The 19,159-nt window shown below is 43.3% G+C and carries 19 protein-coding genes and 1 tRNA gene; 15 read left to right on the forward strand and 5 right to left on the reverse strand.

Annotated elements, in window-relative coordinates; translation table 11 throughout:
• Nucleotides 1–112 precede the first annotated feature (112 nt).
• Both HF894_RS12370 and HF894_RS12375 read left to right on the forward strand, forming a co-directional pair.
• A complete protein-coding gene (locus HF894_RS12370; RefSeq protein ID WP_021928755.1) occupies nt 113–439 on the forward strand; it encodes a DMT family transporter in 327 nt (108 codons plus the stop codon).
• Nucleotides 440–454: 15 nt separating this feature from the next.
• Nucleotides 455–1,657, forward strand: coding sequence for an MFS transporter (locus HF894_RS12375; RefSeq protein ID WP_072546245.1), 1,203 nt, complete (start codon nt 455–457; stop codon nt 1,655–1,657).
• A 257-nt stretch (nt 1,658–1,914) separates the two neighbouring features.
• Here the strand turns inward: HF894_RS12375 and HF894_RS12380 are convergent, their stop codons facing one another.
• Nucleotides 1,915–2,058, reverse strand: a complete 144-nt coding sequence (locus HF894_RS12380; RefSeq protein ID WP_204972799.1) for a hypothetical protein — start codon at nt 2,056–2,058, stop codon at nt 1,915–1,917.
• Nucleotides 2,058–2,684 (reverse strand): hypothetical protein, encoded by a 627-nt coding sequence (locus HF894_RS12385; RefSeq protein ID WP_204972801.1) that lies wholly within the window; start codon nt 2,682–2,684, stop codon nt 2,058–2,060. The genes HF894_RS12380 and HF894_RS12385 overlap by 1 nt, the downstream gene beginning before the upstream one ends.
• Nucleotides 2,685–2,967: 283 nt before the next feature.
• Here HF894_RS12385 and HF894_RS12390 point away from each other — a divergent pair, with 283 nt between their 5' ends.
• The 13 genes from HF894_RS12390 (at nt 2,968) to HF894_RS12450 (ending at nt 16,430) form a co-directional block, all read left to right on the forward strand.
• The gene (locus HF894_RS12390; protein ID WP_204972803.1) at nt 2,968–3,792 is read left to right on the forward strand and encodes a DUF4377 domain-containing protein; all 825 of its coding nucleotides are present in this window, start codon (nt 2,968–2,970) and stop codon (nt 3,790–3,792) included.
• 236 nt (nt 3,793–4,028) lie between these two features.
• A complete protein-coding gene (locus tag HF894_RS12395) occupies nt 4,029–4,508 on the forward strand; it encodes an RNA polymerase sigma factor (RefSeq protein WP_021846488.1) in 480 nt (159 codons plus the stop codon).
• Nucleotides 4,509–4,520: 12 nt separating this feature from the next.
• Entirely contained in the window at nt 4,521–5,105 is a 585-nt protein-coding gene (locus HF894_RS12400) for a hypothetical protein (RefSeq protein ID WP_204972805.1), read from the forward strand.
• A gap of 644 nt (nt 5,106–5,749) precedes the next feature.
• The gene (locus tag HF894_RS12405; RefSeq protein WP_204972807.1) at nt 5,750–7,039 is read left to right on the forward strand and encodes an MATE family efflux transporter; all 1,290 of its coding nucleotides are present in this window, start codon (nt 5,750–5,752) and stop codon (nt 7,037–7,039) included.
• A 12-nt stretch (nt 7,040–7,051) separates the two neighbouring features.
• Nucleotides 7,052–7,687 (forward strand): CatB-related O-acetyltransferase, encoded by a 636-nt coding sequence (locus tag HF894_RS12410; RefSeq protein WP_204972809.1) that lies wholly within the window; start codon nt 7,052–7,054, stop codon nt 7,685–7,687.
• A 198-nt stretch (nt 7,688–7,885) separates the two neighbouring features.
• Nucleotides 7,886–9,169: a site-specific integrase gene (locus tag HF894_RS12415; protein WP_004308773.1), complete on the forward strand. Its 1,284-nt coding sequence runs from the start codon at nt 7,886–7,888 to the stop codon at nt 9,167–9,169.
• Between the two features lie 63 nt (nt 9,170–9,232).
• Complete coding sequence (locus HF894_RS12420) at nt 9,233–10,528, forward strand: PDDEXK nuclease domain-containing protein (protein WP_032582750.1); 1,296 nt, start codon at nt 9,233–9,235, stop codon at nt 10,526–10,528.
• An 8-nt stretch (nt 10,529–10,536) separates the two neighbouring features.
• Nucleotides 10,537–11,580, forward strand: coding sequence for a hypothetical protein (locus HF894_RS12425; protein ID WP_004308775.1), 1,044 nt, complete (start codon nt 10,537–10,539; stop codon nt 11,578–11,580).
• A 224-nt stretch (nt 11,581–11,804) separates the two neighbouring features.
• The gene (locus HF894_RS12430; protein WP_004308776.1) at nt 11,805–12,113 is read left to right on the forward strand and encodes a DUF3853 family protein; all 309 of its coding nucleotides are present in this window, start codon (nt 11,805–11,807) and stop codon (nt 12,111–12,113) included.
• Nucleotides 12,114–12,127: 14 nt separating this feature from the next.
• Nucleotides 12,128–13,204, forward strand: a complete 1,077-nt coding sequence (locus HF894_RS12435; protein WP_008766855.1) for an AAA family ATPase — start codon at nt 12,128–12,130, stop codon at nt 13,202–13,204.
• A gap of 212 nt (nt 13,205–13,416) precedes the next feature.
• On the forward strand, nt 13,417–14,373 hold the full coding sequence (locus HF894_RS12440; RefSeq protein ID WP_025077123.1) for a toprim domain-containing protein: 957 nt from the start codon (nt 13,417–13,419) through the stop codon (nt 14,371–14,373).
• A 211-nt stretch (nt 14,374–14,584) separates the two neighbouring features.
• Nucleotides 14,585–15,988, forward strand: coding sequence for a hypothetical protein (locus tag HF894_RS12445; RefSeq protein ID WP_004308779.1), 1,404 nt, complete (start codon nt 14,585–14,587; stop codon nt 15,986–15,988).
• 88 nt (nt 15,989–16,076) lie between these two features.
• Entirely contained in the window at nt 16,077–16,430 is a 354-nt protein-coding gene (locus tag HF894_RS12450; protein WP_004308780.1) for a nuclear transport factor 2 family protein, read from the forward strand.
• A 445-nt stretch (nt 16,431–16,875) separates the two neighbouring features.
• Here HF894_RS12450 and lnu(AN2) read toward each other — a convergent pair whose 3' ends face one another.
• The 3 genes from lnu(AN2) to HF894_RS12465 form a co-directional block, all read right to left on the reverse strand.
• A complete protein-coding gene (gene lnu(AN2), locus HF894_RS12455; protein WP_009038171.1) occupies nt 16,876–17,388 on the reverse strand; it encodes a lincosamide nucleotidyltransferase Lnu(AN2) in 513 nt (170 codons plus the stop codon).
• 24 nt (nt 17,389–17,412) lie between these two features.
• On the reverse strand, nt 17,413–18,618 hold the full coding sequence (gene mef(En2) / locus HF894_RS12460) for a macrolide efflux MFS transporter Mef(En2) (protein WP_005786079.1): 1,206 nt from the start codon (nt 18,616–18,618) through the stop codon (nt 17,413–17,415).
• 327 nt (nt 18,619–18,945) lie between these two features.
• Nucleotides 18,946–19,030: transfer RNA gene (locus HF894_RS12465), tRNA-Ser, on the reverse strand.
• Nucleotides 19,031–19,159: the final 129 nt, after the last annotated feature.

Consider the following 19,159-nt stretch of genomic DNA (forward strand, 5'->3'; position numbering starts at 1 on the left):
AAAATAAAATTGACCCCCATCACCAGGACTTTTAAAGGGGCAATCGTATGATAAATAAGGTGGGCAGATTCTTTTTGGCCAAAGGGGTCAAATTTGTTTGGCTTTTCCAGGTATGAATTGGATAATTTTATTTTTGGCAGGATTGTTTGAGGTAAGCCTTACATTCTGCTTGGGAAAAACGAGAGAGGCATCAGGTATTGGTTTTTATCTGTGGGGAAGCGGTTTCTTGGCTTCCACGGTATTGAGTATGGCATTACTTGCCAAAGCGGTTCAGACTTTGCCATTGGGCACGGCATACGCCATTTGGACGGGTATCGGAGCGGTCGGCACGGTCTTGATTGGGATATTCGTTTTCAAAGAGCCGGCCACTCCCATACGGCTTTTCTTCCTGTTCACGCTCATTGCCTCCTTGATTGGATTGAAAGTTGTGTCATACTGAAAGGAGGAATAAATGATGAAATATGAATTGAGAGAAAACCACGGCATTCCGGCACCTCTGCTGGCTCTGCTGGCAGTCGCTACCGGGCTTTCCGTTGCCAACTGCTACTACAACCAGCCTTTGTTGGGCAGCATGGCAAAGGATTTTGGGGTAAGCGACTTTTCTGCCAGCATGGTTGCGACATTGACCCAGATAGGTTATGTAGTCGGACTTGTGTTTGTCATTCCGCTTGGCGATTTGGTTTCACGAAAGCAGCTGATATTGACCAATTATATCATTTCATCGTGCGCATTGCTTGCCATAGCACTTGCCCCTAACATCTATTGGGTGTGGGGCGCATCCTTGCTTGCCGGAGCATCTTCGGTTATGCCGCAGTTCTTCATCCCGTTGGTGTCTTTCCATTCAGCACCAGCACACAAAGTACGCAACGTGGGGATTATACAGTCCTGTCTGCTCATAGGCATTCTTGGCTCACGGGTGTTAAGTGGTTTCCTGGCTGATATGTGGGGATGGCGTTCCGTCTATTTTGTGGCTTGTGTGTTTATGCTCGGATGCTTTCTTATGATTTACAAGATGCTTCCCGTTCTGCCTGCTCGTTCACGTGAAAATTATGCGGGTCTGATGAAATCCTTGTTGCGTCTGCTTGCCAAATACCCGTACTTGCGTATCGCTTCGTTGAGGGCGGCATTGGCTTATGGCTCGTTCTTTGCGTTGTGGAGTTGCCTTGCTTTCCGGATGAAGCAAGAGCCATTCTTTGCGGATGACGATATTATCGGGGCACTCGGTTTGTGCGGATTGGCAGGTGCGTCTACGGTTGTATTCATTAGCGGCTATATCCAGAAGTACGGCGTAAGGTTCTTCTCCATTGTCGGGGGATGTGTTATCTTGGCTGCATGGTTGTTGGCATTTTTTGGAAATGACAGCTACTTGTGGATGATAATCGCCATCCTTTTGATTGATGCAGGAATGCAATGCATCCATTTGTCAAATCAGACCAGCGTGGTCTCCCTTGACGCATCCGCCATCAACCGAGTCAATACCGTTTATATGACCATCTACTTTCTGGGCGGTTCTGCTGGTACGTTCGTTTCAGGTCTGTTTTGGCAACATTACGGATGGGCAGGCGTGGTAGGAGTAGGAGTTGCCTTTACCGTGGCTTCCTTGTTCGTTAATTGCTTCCAACCAAGACTGCATAAGGATGAATGCTCAATATTCTGACTAAAATAATTTTTGGAATGATCCTTTCAGTCTGAATATTTTTCATACCTTTGTACCGTAAGAGTTTCCCGAACAAGCAAAGCGATGCAGACCACGGCAATTAGAACGGTTACCAACTCATTACCCGAAAACGAGGCAATTCTTCTAACTTTCTTGATTTCAAAGAGGTATATTCCTCATACAGATTTACGGAAAATTCATGGAAAAACGCCCCAACTTCAACAGATATTTCCTTTTATCCGCCTACAACCTTACTTCTAAAACTCCCAATACTCTTTAAGCACCAACCCGTCACATTCCTTCAACAACTTCAGAAGTCCGGGTTTGTGCTCCAGGCCAACCAATACCAACAAACGTTTGCCTGAATAGGCTTCGGCCATCTTCCGGATATTGGCAGCCATCACCTCGTTGCGCTCATACCAACGGGACGAACAAAGCCTCGCCAATGATTGAGCATCTCCTCCGTTTCCACAATAGACACCAACTTCTGATAAAGAATATACTCACGAAGCGACAAATATCCCATCGTCATGCTGGAATTCATGTCACGCGGTGAAGCGAATTCCATATCATTATAGTTCATCACTTGGAGGATCAGCTCCATATCTTCCCGATTCTTCCGACTCAGTTTATCCGCCCGATACAAGGACAATGCGTCGCGCCACATGCTGTCCTGCCGTTCAAAGTACCGATGCTCCCGATACCATTCATTTCGACCCGTAATTTCGAAAGGACGTAAATCTACGCCCCGCTCCTGCTGGTAGCGATGCGCTCCTATGTTTTCATTAGTCGACAGAAGGTCGGGATACTTCTCCAGATCGAAGCGGAAATTTTTGTCGAAGAAAGTAGAATCCAGCTCCATCAACACCACATCGGGCTGAACCCGCAACAGGATGGCATAAACACTATCACTATTGAAATACGTACAAGGATTATGTTTCGTCCCCACCAGACAAACTTCAGTCTGGCCTTGTACCCGACAGAGACTACAAAGAATAAACAGGCAAAATATCAGACTTTTTTTCATACGCTTAATAATGGTACACCTCAGTACAAAGATAACACTTCCATTTCAAAAGCAAACAGCTTTGAACAAGCGAAAAGGAAAAATCACATCCGATGCTAGAAATTTATAACAGGTTTACTATCTTTGTAATCGGGTTAAGAATATCCTTCCAAACCAATACGCATGAGAGAGAAAAAGAAGAAACGCTATGCCTGTCTCATACTTGAAAAACGGCATAATCGGCTCACGTTTCTGTATTCCAAACCTTAAACCTCTATTGAGCCCATAGAGAAATTGTATAACCATGAACAGATTTATCATTCCCCTGTTTACGTTCATCAGTCTCTTTTGGACAGCTTGCAATGACGACGACAAGCCGACAGATATCGTGAAAGAGATTGCCATGTCAGTTTCTTCGGAAACAGGCATCATGTATGCCCCCTCCGATACCGATAAAGAACACCCCATAGAATGTATGCTCATCAAGACTGAAGACAATTTCAAAGAATGGCAACCGCTTGCTTTCGGTGCCATCGAAGGCTTCACCTACGAACGAGGGCATGAATATGAACTTCGGGTCAAAAGAACCATTCTTGCCAATCCACCGATGGATGCCCCAGACCGCACCTATACGCTTGTATCCATTCTTCAGGACCGGCTTGTCACTGAGCCTGAAATACCGGATGACAAAGAAATCCAATCGGAAGAAGATATCGAGTACGAAGAATCATGCCCCATCAACAAGTATGCTATTGCTATGGGAAAAGAACTGTTGGTTGACAGTGAAGGTAATATAAGATATAATAACGGTGATCGGTTACCATCTTATGATATGGCTCGGCTTTGGATAGAAAACATTCTCCCTAAAGATGATCCGAATTGGATAGATCTCCAACGTATCCCCTATATGGCGACTTATATTTATGTTTTGTCACCCCTTACTGATGAAATCCGCCTGATCAGAAACGGTTCATCGGGACCGATGTTCAAGGATGTAGTTCCGGAGGACGAGTTCAATCACATCACAGGTTCCATGCAGGCAGGCGAAGAACTGCATTACGCACTGATTCTTGCCAATGTCTACAAACTAGGATTGCAAAAATTGGAATTCACGCTGAAGAAGCAATAATACGAACTGTCATCCTTAAATATATAAAGTACATTATTAAGGCGCGGATTACGCGGAAGAGCACGGAAAAGACTAAAAAAGATCCGTGAATTCCCGCGTAATCCGCGCCTTCATGCTACAATCGGCCAGTCACTCTTTACCACTTTCTCATATTCCTCCCCAAAAAGTTCTATTTTTGTGTAGTTTTTCCGACGGCGCCTGCGTCTAACGGACAAAAAACAACTACTTAATTCGATATGGAAACATTGGATACTACATTTGCGCAAATGATCAGGGAACACAAAAGCACCATCTACACGGTGTGCTTCATGTTCTCGAAAGATTCCGATGAAGTCAGCGACCTGTTTCAGGAAGTACTCATCAATCTGTGGAAAGGCTACGCATCTTTCCAAAACCGCAGCAGCGTTGACACCTGGATTTGGAAGGTGAGCTTCAACACCTGTATCTCCTACGAACGGAAAAAGCAGAAGCGGGCCACCCTCCCACTAACCATGGACATCAACCTGTTTGAAGACAAGGACGAAGACTCCCGGCAAATCCGGCAACTCTACGACCGCATCCACCGGCTCAAGCCTTTCGATCGTGCCATCGTCCTGCTATGGCTGGAAAACATGAGTTACGAAGAGATAGGTGCCATCGTCGGCATCTCGACCAAGAACGTATCCGTGCGCCTGTATCGCATCAAGGAGGAGTTGAAAAAAATGTCGAACCGCTAAAAACGCATCAGTATGGAAAAGTATCAAGATAACTTCGAACTGGAAGAAATGAAACAACAAATCCAGTTATTGAAAGACAAGCTGGCCAAAGAAACCATTATCAGCGAAAAAATGATGATGCAATCCACCCGGGAAAAACTAACCTATATCAATCGCAATAAGAGACTCATGTATATAGGAATTCCGTTTGCCCTGATCTATTGCAATATGTTTTTCATCTGGATGAACTATTCATGGATGTTCTGTGTCGTCACTTCCCTCTTTCTGATTGCCGCCTGCCTGTATCAGATATACAGCCACAAAGGCGTAAACATCCAAGAAATATCGACCGACAATCTGGTGGACATCAGCAAAGCCCTGATACGCATGAACCGTCTGGGGCTGAAATGGCTGTGTTTCGGACTGCCGTTCGCCCTGCTATGGATTGTTTGGTTCATCATTGAGAGCTACCCCAAAGAAAGCGGAGAATCCATCTGCATCGGAGGAAGTGTCGGGTTCGTGGCCGGAGCCATCATAGGCCTGCGGTATCTCAAGAATAAACGTCGCAAAGCCAAGGAGGCCATCCGCGACATCGAGGAATACACCCGGGAGGACTAAAATTCCATAGCCAACATTACCCACCCTAAACATCAACATTAGCTCCGTAAAGTGGCACTTTAGCGCGCTAAAGAGGGACTTTACGGAGCTAAAGAGGGATACTGCATTTCCATCTCCAAAGTTCTGTTCGAACGGACTACAGTACACATATTTTTTCTCCAGTCAGGAAATTCTTTTTTGTTAGTCAGGAAAAAATATTTTGCCAGTCAGGGCACGACATATACAAGAGTGACAAAGCAACAGATACGCAATTCAAGGAATACAAAGCCAAGAAATTGAAACATTGCATAATTTTGATAGAACAATTCCGATTGCATCGTTTAGTTGTATGTTCAGACTATAATATAGAGCTTTCCGTTTTTTGGAAAATCTGCAAAAAGAAATCAGGAACTTGAAGGGATAATCAAGAACAAATGCTATCTTTGCAATACTAACAAAAAATAGAGTTGTTCAACCCATATGAAATGGCAAGTGTGCATATAGCTACGCTTAACGGATAGCATTTTAGTCATAGTTATTCAGCAACAGACAGGCTTATAATAGGTTTGTCCTTTCTTGTTTTGCCATTATTCCAAATTCATAATTATGCGATGTGTCATGCCGCCTTGCGCAGCAGGACTTGTCGCATCATATCAAGTTGAACAATGAACTATACATATAAGAATATTTGGCTCATCAACTTTCCCGTAATGATGAGCATCCTTATCGAACAACTTATCAATATTACCGATGCTATTTTCTTGGGACATGTAGGAGAAATAGAACTGGGTGCATCCGCTCTTGCCGGGATTTGGTATCTGGCTATCTATATGCTTGGCTTCGGTTTCAGTTTGGGCTTACAGGTCGTTATCGCACGGCGTAATGGCGAGCAGCATTATTCCGAAACAGGGAAGACATTCTTTCAAGGATTGTTTTTCCTGTCGGGACTTGCTGTCTTTTTGTATTTGTTCTCCAAACTGTTTTCCCCGATTATTCTAAGTAGGCTGATTGCTTCTGCGGAAGTCTATCATGCTGTGATTGATTATTTGGACGGGCGAATTTGGGGACTATTGTTCTCCTTTCCATTCCTTGCTTTACGTTCGTTCATGGTCGGCATCACCCGTACAAAAGCCTTGAACATGGCGGCTCTGACAGCTGTATTAGTGAACATTCCAAGTAATTGGCTGCTCATATTCCATTGGAACATGGGAATAGCAGGTGCAGCCATCGCATCGTCTTTTGCCGAAGCGTGTTCGTTGGCAGTGTTGGCAATTCGTGTTTCACGTAAAATGGATAAAAGGCTTTATGGCTTGTCTTGGAGCTTCGACAAAGGTGTATTACTCCATGTTTGTCGTGTATCCGTTTGGAGCATGTTCCAATCGTTTATCAGCGTAGCCCCTTGGTTTCTGTTTTTCGTAGCAATAGAACATTTGGGAGAATTGCAACTGGCAGTGGCAAACATTCTCCGAAGCATATCCGCCCTGTTCTTTGTCATTGTCAATTCATTTGCCGCCACAACTGGTTCGTTAGTAAGCAATCTGATTGGAGCAAACGAAAGAGGACAAGTGTTTCCGCTGTGCAGCAGGGTTATACGATTAGGCTATGCCATCGGCTTACCGCTGATTACGCTTGCGTTGGTATTCCATCAGCCTGTTGTCAGTGTCTATACAGATAATTCGAATATCGTACAAACTGCATGGTTGCCGTTTGTGGTCATGTTGCTTAACTACGTCTTTGCCTTACCCGGTTATGTCTATATGAATGCTGTAACGGGAACAGGAGCAACACGGACAGCTTCCATCTTTCAGGCGACAACCATTGTCGCCTATCTGCTCTACCTGTGGGGATTGAGCCATTGGGATGTACCCCTTGCCGTTTATTGGACGGTAGAATACCTGTTCGTGATTGGACTTGGGGTGCAATCTGTTATTTATCTTAAATATAAACACTATTAAAAATTGAATGTCATGATGAAAAAGATATATCCACGCACAGGCGACACGCAGACTGTGTACCTGAATGCGGTTGTAAAAGACCCGTCTATCGAAGTGGGCGACTATACCATCTACAATGATTTCGTGTCCGATCCGTTGCTTTTCGAACGAAACAATGTGCTCTATCATTACCCTATCAACCATGAGCGGCTGATAATTGGCAAGTTTTGTTCCATTGCCTGCGGTGTGAAATTTCTGTTCAACTGTGCCAACCATACCTTGAAATCCTTATCCACCTATACTTTTCCGCTTTTTTATGAAGATTGGGATTTGCAGAAATCGGACGTGGTAACAGCTTGGGATAACAAAGGCGACATCGTGATAGGCAACGATGTATGGATAGGCTATGAAGCATTGATTATGGCTGGCGTTCACATCGGCAACGGGGTAATCATAGGCTCCCGTGCCGTTGTTACGAAAGATGTACCGCCTTATACGATAGTTGGCGGTGTTCCTGCTCGACCAATAAGGAAACGTTTCACGGACGATACAATTCAAAAACTGGAAGCATTGAAATGGTGGGATTGGTCTTATGAGAAAATCAAGCAAAGTTTGCCTTATCTTTTGAATGGAGATATCGAAAATTTATCAAAACAAAAATTCCCGTAAAGCACTGACTTTACGGGAATTAACTCGCGGAGAGACAGGCTCTCGAACTTATACTTTCACAGAATATCATAAAACTGCAAACGACTGATAATCAAGTGTAAATTACAATATAGAGTAAAAGTAAATGTTTCTAAATGTCTTTTGCTATCTCAATAATTGGGTGTATATTTGGGTGTAGAATTTCAAACGCACCCAATTATGAATATCAAGCGCAACATCATTTTTGCATTGGAGAGCCGGAAAAAGAACGGTGTGCCAATCGTAGAGAACGTACCCATCCGTATGCGTGTCATCTTTGCCAGCCAACGCATCGAGTTTACAACGGGCTACCGGATTGACGTAGCCAAATGGGATGCAGATAAGCAGCGGGTAAAGAACGGATGTACCAACAAGCTAAAGCAAAGTGCAGCCGAAATCAATACGGACTTGCTGAAATACTATGCCGAAATCCAGAATATTTTCAAGGAATTTGAGGTGCAGGAGGTCATGCCAACGACCCAACAGTTGAAGGAAGCTTTCAACATGAGAATGAAAGACACCAGCGAAGAACAGCCGGAAGAAGCCCCTGTCAGCTTTTGGGAGGTGTTCGATGAGTTTGTAAAAGAGTGCGGTAACCAGAATAACTGGACGGCATCCACCTATGAAAAATTTGCAGCAGTGAGGAACCACCTCAAAGAGTTCAAGGAGGATGCAACGTTCAACTATTTCAACGAGTTTGGATTGAACGAATACGTCAACTTCCTGCGTGACACCAAGGATATGAGAAACAGCACCATCGGCAAGCAAATGGGATTCCTCAAATGGTTCCTGCGCTGGAGCTTCAAGAAAGGACATCATCAGAACATTGCATACGATACGTTCAAACCGAAACTGAAAACCACCTCGAAAAAAGTAATCTTCCTGACTTGGGATGAACTGAACAAGCTGAAAGACTACCAGATACCCAAGGATAAGCAATACCTGGAACGTGTGCGTGATGTTTTCCTGTTCTGCTGCTTTACGAGTTTGCGGTATTCGGATGTTCGCAATCTGAAAAGAAGCGATGTGAAGTCCGACCACATCGAAATAACCACAGTCAAGACTGCCGACAGCCTGACGATTGAACTGAACAAATACAGCAAAGCCATACTGGACAAATACAAGGACATCCATTTCGAGAATTACATGGCTCTGCCCGTCATCAGCAACCAGAAGATGAACGATTACCTGAAAGAGCTGGGCGAACTGGCAGAAATCAACGAGCCTGTACGGGAAACCTACTACAAGGGAAATGAACGTATTGATGAAGTCACACCCAAATACGCTTTGCTCAGTACCCATGCAGGAAGAAGGACATTCATCTGCAATGCGCTGGCTCTCGGAATCCCGGCACAGGTGGTCATGAAATGGACGGGACACAGCGACTACAAAGCTATGAAACCCTACATTGACATAGCGGATGATATTAAGGCAAATGCCATGAACAAGTTTAATCAACTATAAAAGTATCAAACAGTTTCATAGATAGTTACCAATGACTATATTTGTAGAAATTATCATCACAATATGAGCAACAAGGAATCCAACATAGAGAAAACGAATTTTGATGCATTCATACAAGCGGTCGGTTCGGAAATAGAACAGGCACAAGTAAGGCTGATTGTTGCAGCCAATGCACAAATGCTGTTCCATTACTGGAAGATAGGCAATTACATCCTTTATCACCAGCAGCTGCACGGATGGGGAAGCAAAATCATCAAGCAGTTGGCAAAGGCTATCCGACTGCATTACCCTGAAAAGAAAGGCTATTCGGAACGTAACCTTACCTATATGTGCCAGTTTGCAAAAGCATATCCTTTAAGAGCGTTGCAAAGTTTCATAGAAACAGATGCAAGCCTGTCTGTCCCAACCATACAGAGTGTGACCAATGAAGTATTAAAACTGAATGACAAGCAATTTACGCAGGAACTTACTGCGCAAATGCAATCGATTGATTGTCAATCATTAGCAATTACGCAGGAAGTTCCTGCGCAATTTGAAGATGTGGGAAAAACCGTGTCTGCCATTTACAGGATGGGAATCAGGGAAATAGAAGAAGTTTTCTTGACCTCTCCTATAGCCAAAATAAACTGGACAAGCCAAATGACTATACTTGACAGTTCGCTACCTTTAGGTCTAAGCTACTGGTACATGAAGCAGTCTGTGGAAATGGGATGGAGCAGCAATGTATTGAAAATGCAAATTGACAGTGATTTGTATAGCCGACAAATCAGCAACAACAAGGTAAACAATTTCACGACCACACTTCCGGCTCCACAAAGCGACCTTGCCAATTACCTACTCAAAGACCCGTACATCTTTGATTTGGCAGGAGCCAAAGAAAAAGCAGACGAAAGGGATATTGAAGAACAGCTGGTGAAACACGTTACCCGCTACCTGTTGGAAATGGGCAACGGTTTTGCCTTCGTTGCCCGGCAGAAGCACTTCCAAGTCGGAAACAGCGATTTCTTTGCCGACCTGATTCTATATTCCATTCCGTTGCACGCATATATCGTGGTAGAATTAAAGGCTACCCCATTCAAACCGGAGTATGCAGGACAACTGAACTTCTACATCAATGTGGTGGATGATAAACTGAGGGGAGAGAATGACAACAAGACTATCGGGTTGTTGCTATGCAAGGGAAAAGACGAAGTTGTGGCACAATACGCATTGACAGGCTATGACCAGCCCATCGGCATCAGCGATTACCAATTGAGCAAAGCGATTCCCGAGAAACTGAAATCAGCGTTGCCCAGCGTGGAAGAAGTGGAAGAAGAACTGGCCTCTTTCCTTGACAAAGACAATAACACTCAAAAATAGTTGCGTCCATGAAAGATGTAATTACAACGCTGATTCCCCGATACGGAGAATTGAACAGAATATATAAAGACTGGTTTGATAATAAAGGTTTCTCTTTTGAAAAGCAGAAATTCATTACCAAGTTCTATCTGGACTACAATGATGTAACGGTTCTTGAAACAGCCATTCTTGAACTGGTGTTTCATCTTCCACAGGAGCAATACACACTGATTCTGAATAGCCTGAAAAAGGAAGTATGCGAAAACATAAGTTATTACAAGAAAGGATGTATGCCGGATGAACAGACCGTTTACAATATCTGCTTCCGAGTTTCAGAAATCTATAAAGAAGCCATAGAAGAACAGCAATACAAGACGACCAAGCTCCATGCTCCGCTAAACGAAGCATACCACCGATACGATTCCATAGGTTATCGGGAACACACTGCAGAGGATGAAAAGCGTGCGGAAATGGAATATGAACGGTGCAAAGATGAATACGAGGAGAAAAAAAACAAGCTGACCGAACTCTACGATCTGCAAAAACAGACCAGAGAGAAAGCCCTGCAATATGCAAAAAGCCGTTTCAATGAAATCTATCGGCTGGGCTGCCACCTCAAAGAGACATTGGCGAAATATGTATTTGATGAAACAAACGAGCCGGAAGAGCCAGCCGAACAAGAACCAAATGCCCCCAACATACAGGAAGAAGTGCTGGGAACGAAACAGACTGAGTATTTCAATATGGAACTGCTTTCGCTCATTCATGTAACCTGCGTGGGAGAACAGTTCGAGAATATTTCCGAACATGATTTCTATACCTGCATGAACCTGCTACCAAGCGACACCAAACCCCAAATCAGACCGAGAGAAAAAATACGTACCTGCTATCTGATATTCCTGATGAGCGAAAAACTGCCCAAACAGGACAGGGAGAATTGGAAGAGGAATATCCTGAAAATATTGGATATTGAGGAAAGCTACTACAAGTCAAAGTACAAAGAGCCTGTTTCCGATTTCCCCAGTGACAGCAACCGGAAATTTGCCAAAGAAATGGATGGTATATTCCGATAATCTGTGATATGCCCTGACATTTTACGAAACAACCACTTTTACCACTCAAATTAAATTTTTGAGTGGTATTTTTATTATCTGATATTCAGATAAATAACAAGATATTCCATTTATATCAACCACATCCTTACCACTTACAACCCTACCTAATTTTGCATCGTTCGAGAACAGAGATAACAGCCAGTGCGCAGGGCTGATTGTTAAACGACTAAATAGATTGAACGATGAAAAATCTTCAAGAATTATTATCAAAACCCGTCTGGCAGATGACAGGTGAAGAGTTCATATTCCTAAGTAAGCACGCTTCCCGTCAAACGGAAACGCAGCCACAGCCCATTACAGACACAGAAAGAAAATATGTGTACGGAATACTGGGCATAGCCAAACTGTTCGGGTGCAGCCTACCCACCGCCAACCGTATCAAGAAAAGCGGAAAGATTGACAAGGCAATCACTCAGATAGGACGTAAGATTATCGTGGATGTTGAGCTTGCCCTTGAACTGGCTGGAAAGAAAACAGGAGGACGGAAATAACGGGAGGCATGGCTATGGACTATATGAAAGAGACTAAGGAAATATCGGCTGAAGAAGCCATAATCCTTTGGCAAGCCTCACGTTTGAGCCTGTCGAAAAGTTATGAGAAAGCACCTGAAATCCTTAAAGTACATGATTCTGTCATTGGGACATTGGGTAATTTCAGCGCATCCATCGGCAAAGCCAAAAGTAAAAAAACGTTCAATGTATCGGCTATCGTAGCCGCTGCATTGAAGAACGGCACAGTGCTGCGGTATGTGGCTGAACTGCCTGAAGATAAGCGGAAAGTGCTTTATGTTGATACAGAGCAAAGCCCTTACCATTGTCTGAAAGTCATGACGCGCATTTTGCGAATGGCTGGTTTGCCAGATGATAGGGACAATGAGAATCTTGAATTTCTTGCCTTAAGAAAATACACGCCTGAGCAGCGTATCAGGATTGTGGAACAGGCTATTTACAATACACCCGAAATCGGTCTTGTAATTATAGACGGCATACGGGATATGGTGTATGACATCAACAGCCCCAGTGAATCAACACGCATCATATCCAAGCTGATGCAGTGGACGGACGACAGGCAGATACATATCCATACGATACTGCATCAGAACAAAGGGGATGAGAACGCAAGAGGGCACATTGGTACGGAGTTGAACAACAAGGCGGAAACCGTATTGCAGGTAGAAAAGGACAAGGGCAACGGTGACATCAGCCATGTTTCAGCCATTCACATCCGGGCAATGGACTTTGAGCCTTTCGCATTCCGTATCAACGACAAAGCCCTTCCCGAACTCATTGAGGGATACAAACCTGAAACAAAGAAGCCGGGAAGACCCGAAGAAGAGAAGTTCGACCCTTACAGGCATATCACCGAGCAGCAGCACCGTATCGCATTGGAAGCCGTTTTCGGGCTGAAAGAGGAATACGGCTACAAGGAACTGGAAGATGCCTTAATCAAGACCTATATGTCAGTGGGTGTAAAGCTGAACCATAAAAAGGCGGTATCGCTCATCACCATGCTCCGCAACAAACGGATGATAGTGCAGGAGACAGGCAGAAAATACACATTCATGCCTGACTTCCACTATTAGCCCATTTCCCTGCAATCACTTCACTTTATTCTCGGGGTGTATATATTAGGAATATAGTGAAGTGCTTGGGGAATGGGACTAAATCACTTCACTTTATTACCGTATCCTATATATACGAGAATTTAGTGAAGTGATTATAGACCGTACTTCCTAAAAAGGTACGGGCAAAAAGAAAAATAAACCAATTCACCAACTACTAAAACAATCATTTTATGGATATACAGACAGCCAAGCAAATCAGAATAGCGGATTATCTGCATAGTTTAGGATATTCTCCCGTCAAGCAACAAGGTGTCAATCTGTGGTATAAATCACCGTTAAGGGAAGAAGCCGAAGCCTCGTTCAAGGTAAATACCGAACGTGAACAATGGTATGACTTCGGTTTGGGTAAAGGTGGTGGTATCATAGAACTGGCTGCACACCTGTACGCTACCGACCATGTACCTTACATCTTGAAACGGATAGCAGAGCAGACACCGCACGTGCGCCCGGTATCTTTCTCTTTTGGAAAGCAAAACTCTTCCGAGCCGAGCTTCCAACAGTTGGAGATTGTTCCGCTGTCATCTACTGCCCTGCTTGCCTACTTACAAGGTAGAGGAATTAACATAAAACTGGCGAAAAGAGAATGTAGTGAAGCACGTTTCACTCACAACGGCAAGCGGTACTTTGCCATCGCCTTTCCCAATGGTTCGTGTGGATATGAAATCCGCAACCGCTATTTCAAGGGCTGCATCGCCCCAAAGGAAATCTCCCACATCAGGCAGTCGGGAAAAGCGAGGAATACCTGTTATGTGTTCGAGGGATTTATGGACTACCTCTCCTTTTTGACATTGAGACAAGAGAGCTGCCCAAATTATCCGGAATTGGACGGGCAGGACTACATTGTATTGAACTCCGTATCGAATGTAAACAAGGCTCTCTATCCGTTGGGCAATTACGAACGCATCCACTGCTTTTTCGACAACGACCATGCAGGACTGGAAGCACTCCGGCAAATCCGCATGGAATACGGCAGAGAGCGGTACCTCCGGGACGCTTCGCAGATTTACAGAGGATGCAAGGACTTGAACGAATACTTACAGAAACAGATTGAAAGAAAAAGGCAGCTCCAGTCCGCCAAAGGGGTGCGCAGCCAATCACCGGAAAAGAAGAACGGCTTCCAGTTATAGCCCACTATAACTACACGCTTCGCTTTCGTAGTTGTGGGCTCTCCCGAGGGGATTAGGGCTTTGCCCTAATGACCCACTCAGGGCGTTTCACCCCTGAGAACCCCGAGCAAAGAGTGACCCTCTCTTTGCAATCTCCGCTTATGGGTTACCCCTAAGAACCCCTCTGCGAAAGCGAGCAAAGTAAATCAATTGTAAACAAAGGAAAGAAGCTATGGCAACAAAATCAAGCATACATATCAAGCCTTGCAACATCGCATCGAGCGAGGCACACAACCGAAGGACTGCCGAGTATATGCGTAATATCGGGGAGTCCAGAATCTATGTCGTTCCCGAACTTTCCACCGATAACGAACAGTGGATAAATCCCGACTTCGGCACTCCCGAACTGCGAACTCATTATGACAATATCAAGCAAATGGTCAAGGAAAAGACCGGACGTGCCATGCAGGAAAAGGAAAGGGAACGCAAGGGAAAGAATGGAAAGATTATCAAGGTGGCGGGATGCTCACCCATCCGTGAAGGAGTATTGCTTATCAGACCGGACACCACACTGGCTGATGTACGCAAATTCGGTGAAGAGTGCCAAAGACGCTGGGGCATCACTCCGCTACAGATTTTCCTGCATAAAGACGAAGGGCATTGGCTGAACGGTCAGCCGGAAGCAGAAGACAAGGAGAGCTTCCAAGTCGGTAACAGATGGTTCAAACCAAATTATCATGCTCATGTCGTATTCGACTGGATGAACCATGAAACTGGAAAGAGCCGAAAGCTCAATGACGAGGATATGGCAACCATGCAGACCCTTGCTTCCGATATTCTCCTGATGGAACGTGGACAGGCAAAAGCTGTCACAGGTAAAGAGCATCTGGAACGAAATGATTTCATCATTGAGAAGCAGAAAGCCGAACTGCAACGTATAGAGGAAACCAAGCGACACAAGGAACAACAAGTAAGCCTTGCCGAACAGGAACTCAAACAGGTAAAAGCAGAGATACGCACGGACAAACTAAAGAAAACAGCCACCAATGCTGCTACCGCCATAGCAAGCGGTGTAGGTTCTCTTTTCGGAAGCGGTAAGCTGAAAGAACTGGAACATCACATCGAGCAGCTACATCAGGAAATTACCAAACGGGACAAAGCTACTGATGAATTAAAAATTCAGATACAACAAATACAGGAACAGCATAGCAGACAAATTCGTAATCTTCAAAGAATACATAATCAAGAACTTGAAGCCAAAGACAAGGAAATATCACGATTGAGCACCTTGCTTGAAAAAGCCCACAAATGGTTTCCCATGTTCAAAGAGATGTTGAGAATGGAAAAATTATGCGCTGTTATCGGGTTTACCAAAGACATGATAGAAAACCTCTTGACAAAGAAAGAATCCATACAATGTAGTGGCAAAATTTATTCCGAAGAACACAGGTGGAAATTTGACATCAAGAATGATATTTTTAGGGTTGAGAAACATCCGATGGATAGTGGTAAGCTTATGCTGACCATAAACCGACAACCCATAGTACAATGGTTTAAGGAACAATGGGAAAAGTTACAGCAGAATCTACGTAACTCGGTGCAGAGAGAGCAAAAATCCAGAGGATTTAGAATATAGAATAGCCTATTATTAATAAAATCAAGTATCTATGCATCCAAACAGATTGTTTTTATTACAGAATCAAAATCCTAAGAATTTATAAAAAATGAAGCCTAAAGAAGTTTTGGAAAAATGGATAGATTGCTTTAACAAAGCAGATGCTTATCATATAGCAGAGCTGTATGCTACTAATGCAGTAAATCATCAAGTCGCAAACGAACCAATAATAGGTAAAGAATCAATCTACAAAATGTTTGTGAATGAATTTGCCACTGCTAAAATGGTTTGTATGGTGGAAAATATTTTTGAAGATGGCGAATGGGCTATCATGGAATGGAAAGACTCTCTTGGACTTCGTGGATGCGGATTTTTTCATGTAAAAGATAACAAAATCGTCTTTCAAAGAGGGTATTGGGATAAACTTTCATTCTTGAAGCAACACAATCTTCCAATTGAATAAGTACTATCAGAATACGGACTGGGAAATTGAAATACCCAGTCCGAGTTATATAATGAATTTTACTTGTTAAACTATTTAAAGTCAGTTGGATAACAAACCATACCTTTCACATTCTCAGTAGCTCCAGGTATTAATTCAGCCACCATGCAATATTCATGAGAGACTTCGAAAGGAAATTCAATTCCTAAATCGATAGCCTTGCGATAGCCAAATCGAGGATAATACTCTTTATGCCCCAATACGACTGCTGTGCCGTAACCCAAAAGTGCTGCCCTCTGATGGGCTTACTGAATCAACATCCCCCCCAATTCCCTTACGCTGGAATTCCGGCAAGACTGCCAATGGAGCTACACTCAGGGATGTGACAGACTGGGTGTCACTGTCTATCTTTACTTCTGTAAGTAAGATATACCAGACAATTTGTTTTTCTGTCATTTTCTTGTTCTTATCTAATTGTTAGGCTCATTGTTGTTATACATTGTTTAATTATAGATAAATCGTGAATATCCTTCTCTCTTAAATCGTAGCCCGAATGGAATACTTGTTGCCCTTTTGCAGAAATGCAAGGGATGCTTCTGCCTTCAAAGACTGCTGTTCCAAAATAGTCCGGTTGAAATTCATACCAGCCTCCATCCAAGTCGGCTTGTTTGGAAGTGCCGTCCGCATTCAAGACAAAAGGATGGATATCAATATAGCCTAATTCTTTGCTATACAGTTCCATACGGGTGGGCAACCAATTTGTTTCAATTTGATATCCTCTCTCCTGCAAAAGATCAAGGAGTTGGTCTGTATAATTGGCATCAAAATCAATGTCAATATCTCTATGCAAGCGGGTTTGCTGTCCGTACAAGACATCCACTCCCCAGCCTCCATCCAACCAAAACTGCATGTCCAGGCTTTCCAACAAGTCCAAAACTTGAAATAACTCTGTAATCGTAGTGTGTTCTTTCTTTGTCATATAATAATTCTTTAATAAATAATACTATGCGTAATTATCCAACTGCTTGATTGAAGAAATAAAATTTGCACCCACTCCAATCAGAAAGATAACCCATCCGCTGATCATAAAGACGGATGTGATACCCCATGCTTCCACCCAATATCCTGAAGCTACGATACCCAGCATTGATGGAAAGGTACTCAAACTAAAGATGAGAGAAAAAGTCCGTCCAAGCATGTCCGAAGCCAAGTTCTGCTGAATAATAGCGATGAAAAGCGCATGGTAAATGGAATAGGCTATGCCTCCTGTAAATGTTAGGCAAACAAAACCTATAAATGCGCTTGATGGTAAATAACTGGCGCTAATCAGATACAATCCCAATATCACATAAGCCGTATGCATCACTAATGTTTGCTTGCTTTTCAAAGCCTTACAGGCAAGTACTAAACCGCCCAACAATGCCCCTGAGCCCCAACCCATTTCCACAACTCCCATTTGCAAAATGTTTCCGTTGAAATGCAGAAGCGTCATAAAAGGAAATAACGTAAAAACAGGCATAAGGACAAAAGTCACCAGCGTAAAGCATACGAATAAAGGCAAAATGCCCATTGTACGCCGCAAGGTATGCCAACATTCCGTCAGTTCTTTTTTGAAATCTGGAAGAACTTTCGTTTTTTGAAGAGAAGGAATCTGGACACAAAGTAAGGTCAGACAAGCAGCAACAGCTCCGATCACATCTATGAGCAGAATATACTGTATGGGAAGCCAAACAACGAGGCTTGCCCCTACAACGGGAGCTATCACCTCACTGAAGGATTGAATGGAATGGTACAAACCTGATACCCTGACAAGATGGTGCTTGGGAACCAGTAGAGGGATGCTTGCCTGTAAAGCAGGTGCATGAAACGTACTGCCTATTGAACGACAAGCAGTCAATAGATAAAAAAAAGAAAGGTCTTTATAACCCTTGGTTATCACAATAAAAAGACATAGGGTACAGAACGCGATGAACAAGTCCGAATAAAACATCGTTTTCTTTCGATTCCATCTGTCAACATAGACCCCGGCAAACAAGCCTAATACAAATTGTGGTAAAAATCCAGCTAAAATAGCCAGAGATAAAGCTGTCGGGGATTTAAATTCGTTGCTAATCCAAAAAATAATGGAGAAGCCAACAATCGTACTTGTTAAAATAGATATGAGTTGGCCTATTCCTATCACGGCCAAAGTTGATTTCCAATGATTCATTGTGCTAATATTTCATGCGTTTATAGATAAGTACTTTCGTACATTAAACAAAACGAAATTCTATCCACACAAAAAACTTGTATTATAATCCACTCCTGACGTTGGAATACAATAACAAATACTTTCAGGACGATGTAAAGTCCTGAAAAATCAAACTGAATGGATAGATAAATATTAGTCTTTTCTCATCGGATTCTTTTAATATCGCTACTCTTTTATTATGTAGTGGTTGTATTATCTTAAATAAAACAAAAACACTCGACTTTACATTCTTGGGTGTAAAACTGGGTGTTTGTTTTGCAATTTGCTGATTTTCAGCGTTTGTTGCGGAGAGACAGGGATTCGAACCCCGGGTGCCTCGCAGCACAACGGTTTTCAAGACCGCCGCAATCGACCACTCTGCCACCTCTCCAAAACTCCATCGGGGAGTACCTCCATTTTTCAAAGGCGGGGCAAAGGTACAAATATTTTTCTGAAATACAATAGTCTCAGAAAAAAAATACCTACATATTGTCATTTTTATGTTATTCAGCATAGAAAT

This window comes from Caecibacteroides pullorum, from assembly GCF_019239235.1.
Taxonomy (GTDB): Bacteria; Bacteroidota; Bacteroidia; order Bacteroidales; family Bacteroidaceae; genus Bacteroides; species Bacteroides pullorum.

Bases quoted from the DNA above. Each gene is read 5' to 3' on its own strand.
- HF894_RS12415 (WP_004308773.1), top strand. From the start codon at position 7,886: ATGAATATCAAGCGCAACATCATTTTTGCATTGGAGAGCCGGAAAAAG.
- HF894_RS12445 (WP_004308779.1), top strand. From the start codon at position 14,585: ATGGCAACAAAATCAAGCATACATATCAAGCCTTGCAACATCGCATCG.
- HF894_RS12380 (WP_204972799.1), bottom strand. From the start codon at position 2,058: ATGGCTGCCAATATCCGGAAGATGGCCGAAGCCTATTCAGGCAAACGT.
- HF894_RS12400 (WP_204972805.1), top strand. From the start codon at position 4,521: ATGGAAAAGTATCAAGATAACTTCGAACTGGAAGAAATGAAACAACAA.
- HF894_RS12390 (WP_204972803.1), top strand. From the start codon at position 2,968: ATGAACAGATTTATCATTCCCCTGTTTACGTTCATCAGTCTCTTTTGG.
- HF894_RS12440 (WP_025077123.1), top strand. From the start codon at position 13,417: ATGGATATACAGACAGCCAAGCAAATCAGAATAGCGGATTATCTGCAT.
- HF894_RS12405 (WP_204972807.1), top strand. From the start codon at position 5,750: ATGAACTATACATATAAGAATATTTGGCTCATCAACTTTCCCGTAATG.
- HF894_RS12385 (WP_204972801.1), bottom strand. From the start codon at position 2,684: ATGAAAAAAAGTCTGATATTTTGCCTGTTTATTCTTTGTAGTCTCTGT.
- HF894_RS12450 (WP_004308780.1), top strand. From the start codon at position 16,077: ATGAAGCCTAAAGAAGTTTTGGAAAAATGGATAGATTGCTTTAACAAA.
- HF894_RS12435 (WP_008766855.1), top strand. From the start codon at position 12,128: ATGGACTATATGAAAGAGACTAAGGAAATATCGGCTGAAGAAGCCATA.
- HF894_RS12375 (WP_072546245.1), top strand. From the start codon at position 455: ATGAAATATGAATTGAGAGAAAACCACGGCATTCCGGCACCTCTGCTG.
- HF894_RS12430 (WP_004308776.1), top strand. From the start codon at position 11,805: ATGAAAAATCTTCAAGAATTATTATCAAAACCCGTCTGGCAGATGACA.
- HF894_RS12370 (WP_021928755.1), top strand. From the start codon at position 113: ATGAATTGGATAATTTTATTTTTGGCAGGATTGTTTGAGGTAAGCCTT.
- HF894_RS12395 (WP_021846488.1), top strand. From the start codon at position 4,029: ATGGAAACATTGGATACTACATTTGCGCAAATGATCAGGGAACACAAA.
- HF894_RS12410 (WP_204972809.1), top strand. From the start codon at position 7,052: ATGATGAAAAAGATATATCCACGCACAGGCGACACGCAGACTGTGTAC.
- HF894_RS12420 (WP_032582750.1), top strand. From the start codon at position 9,233: ATGAGCAACAAGGAATCCAACATAGAGAAAACGAATTTTGATGCATTC.
- HF894_RS12425 (WP_004308775.1), top strand. From the start codon at position 10,537: ATGAAAGATGTAATTACAACGCTGATTCCCCGATACGGAGAATTGAAC.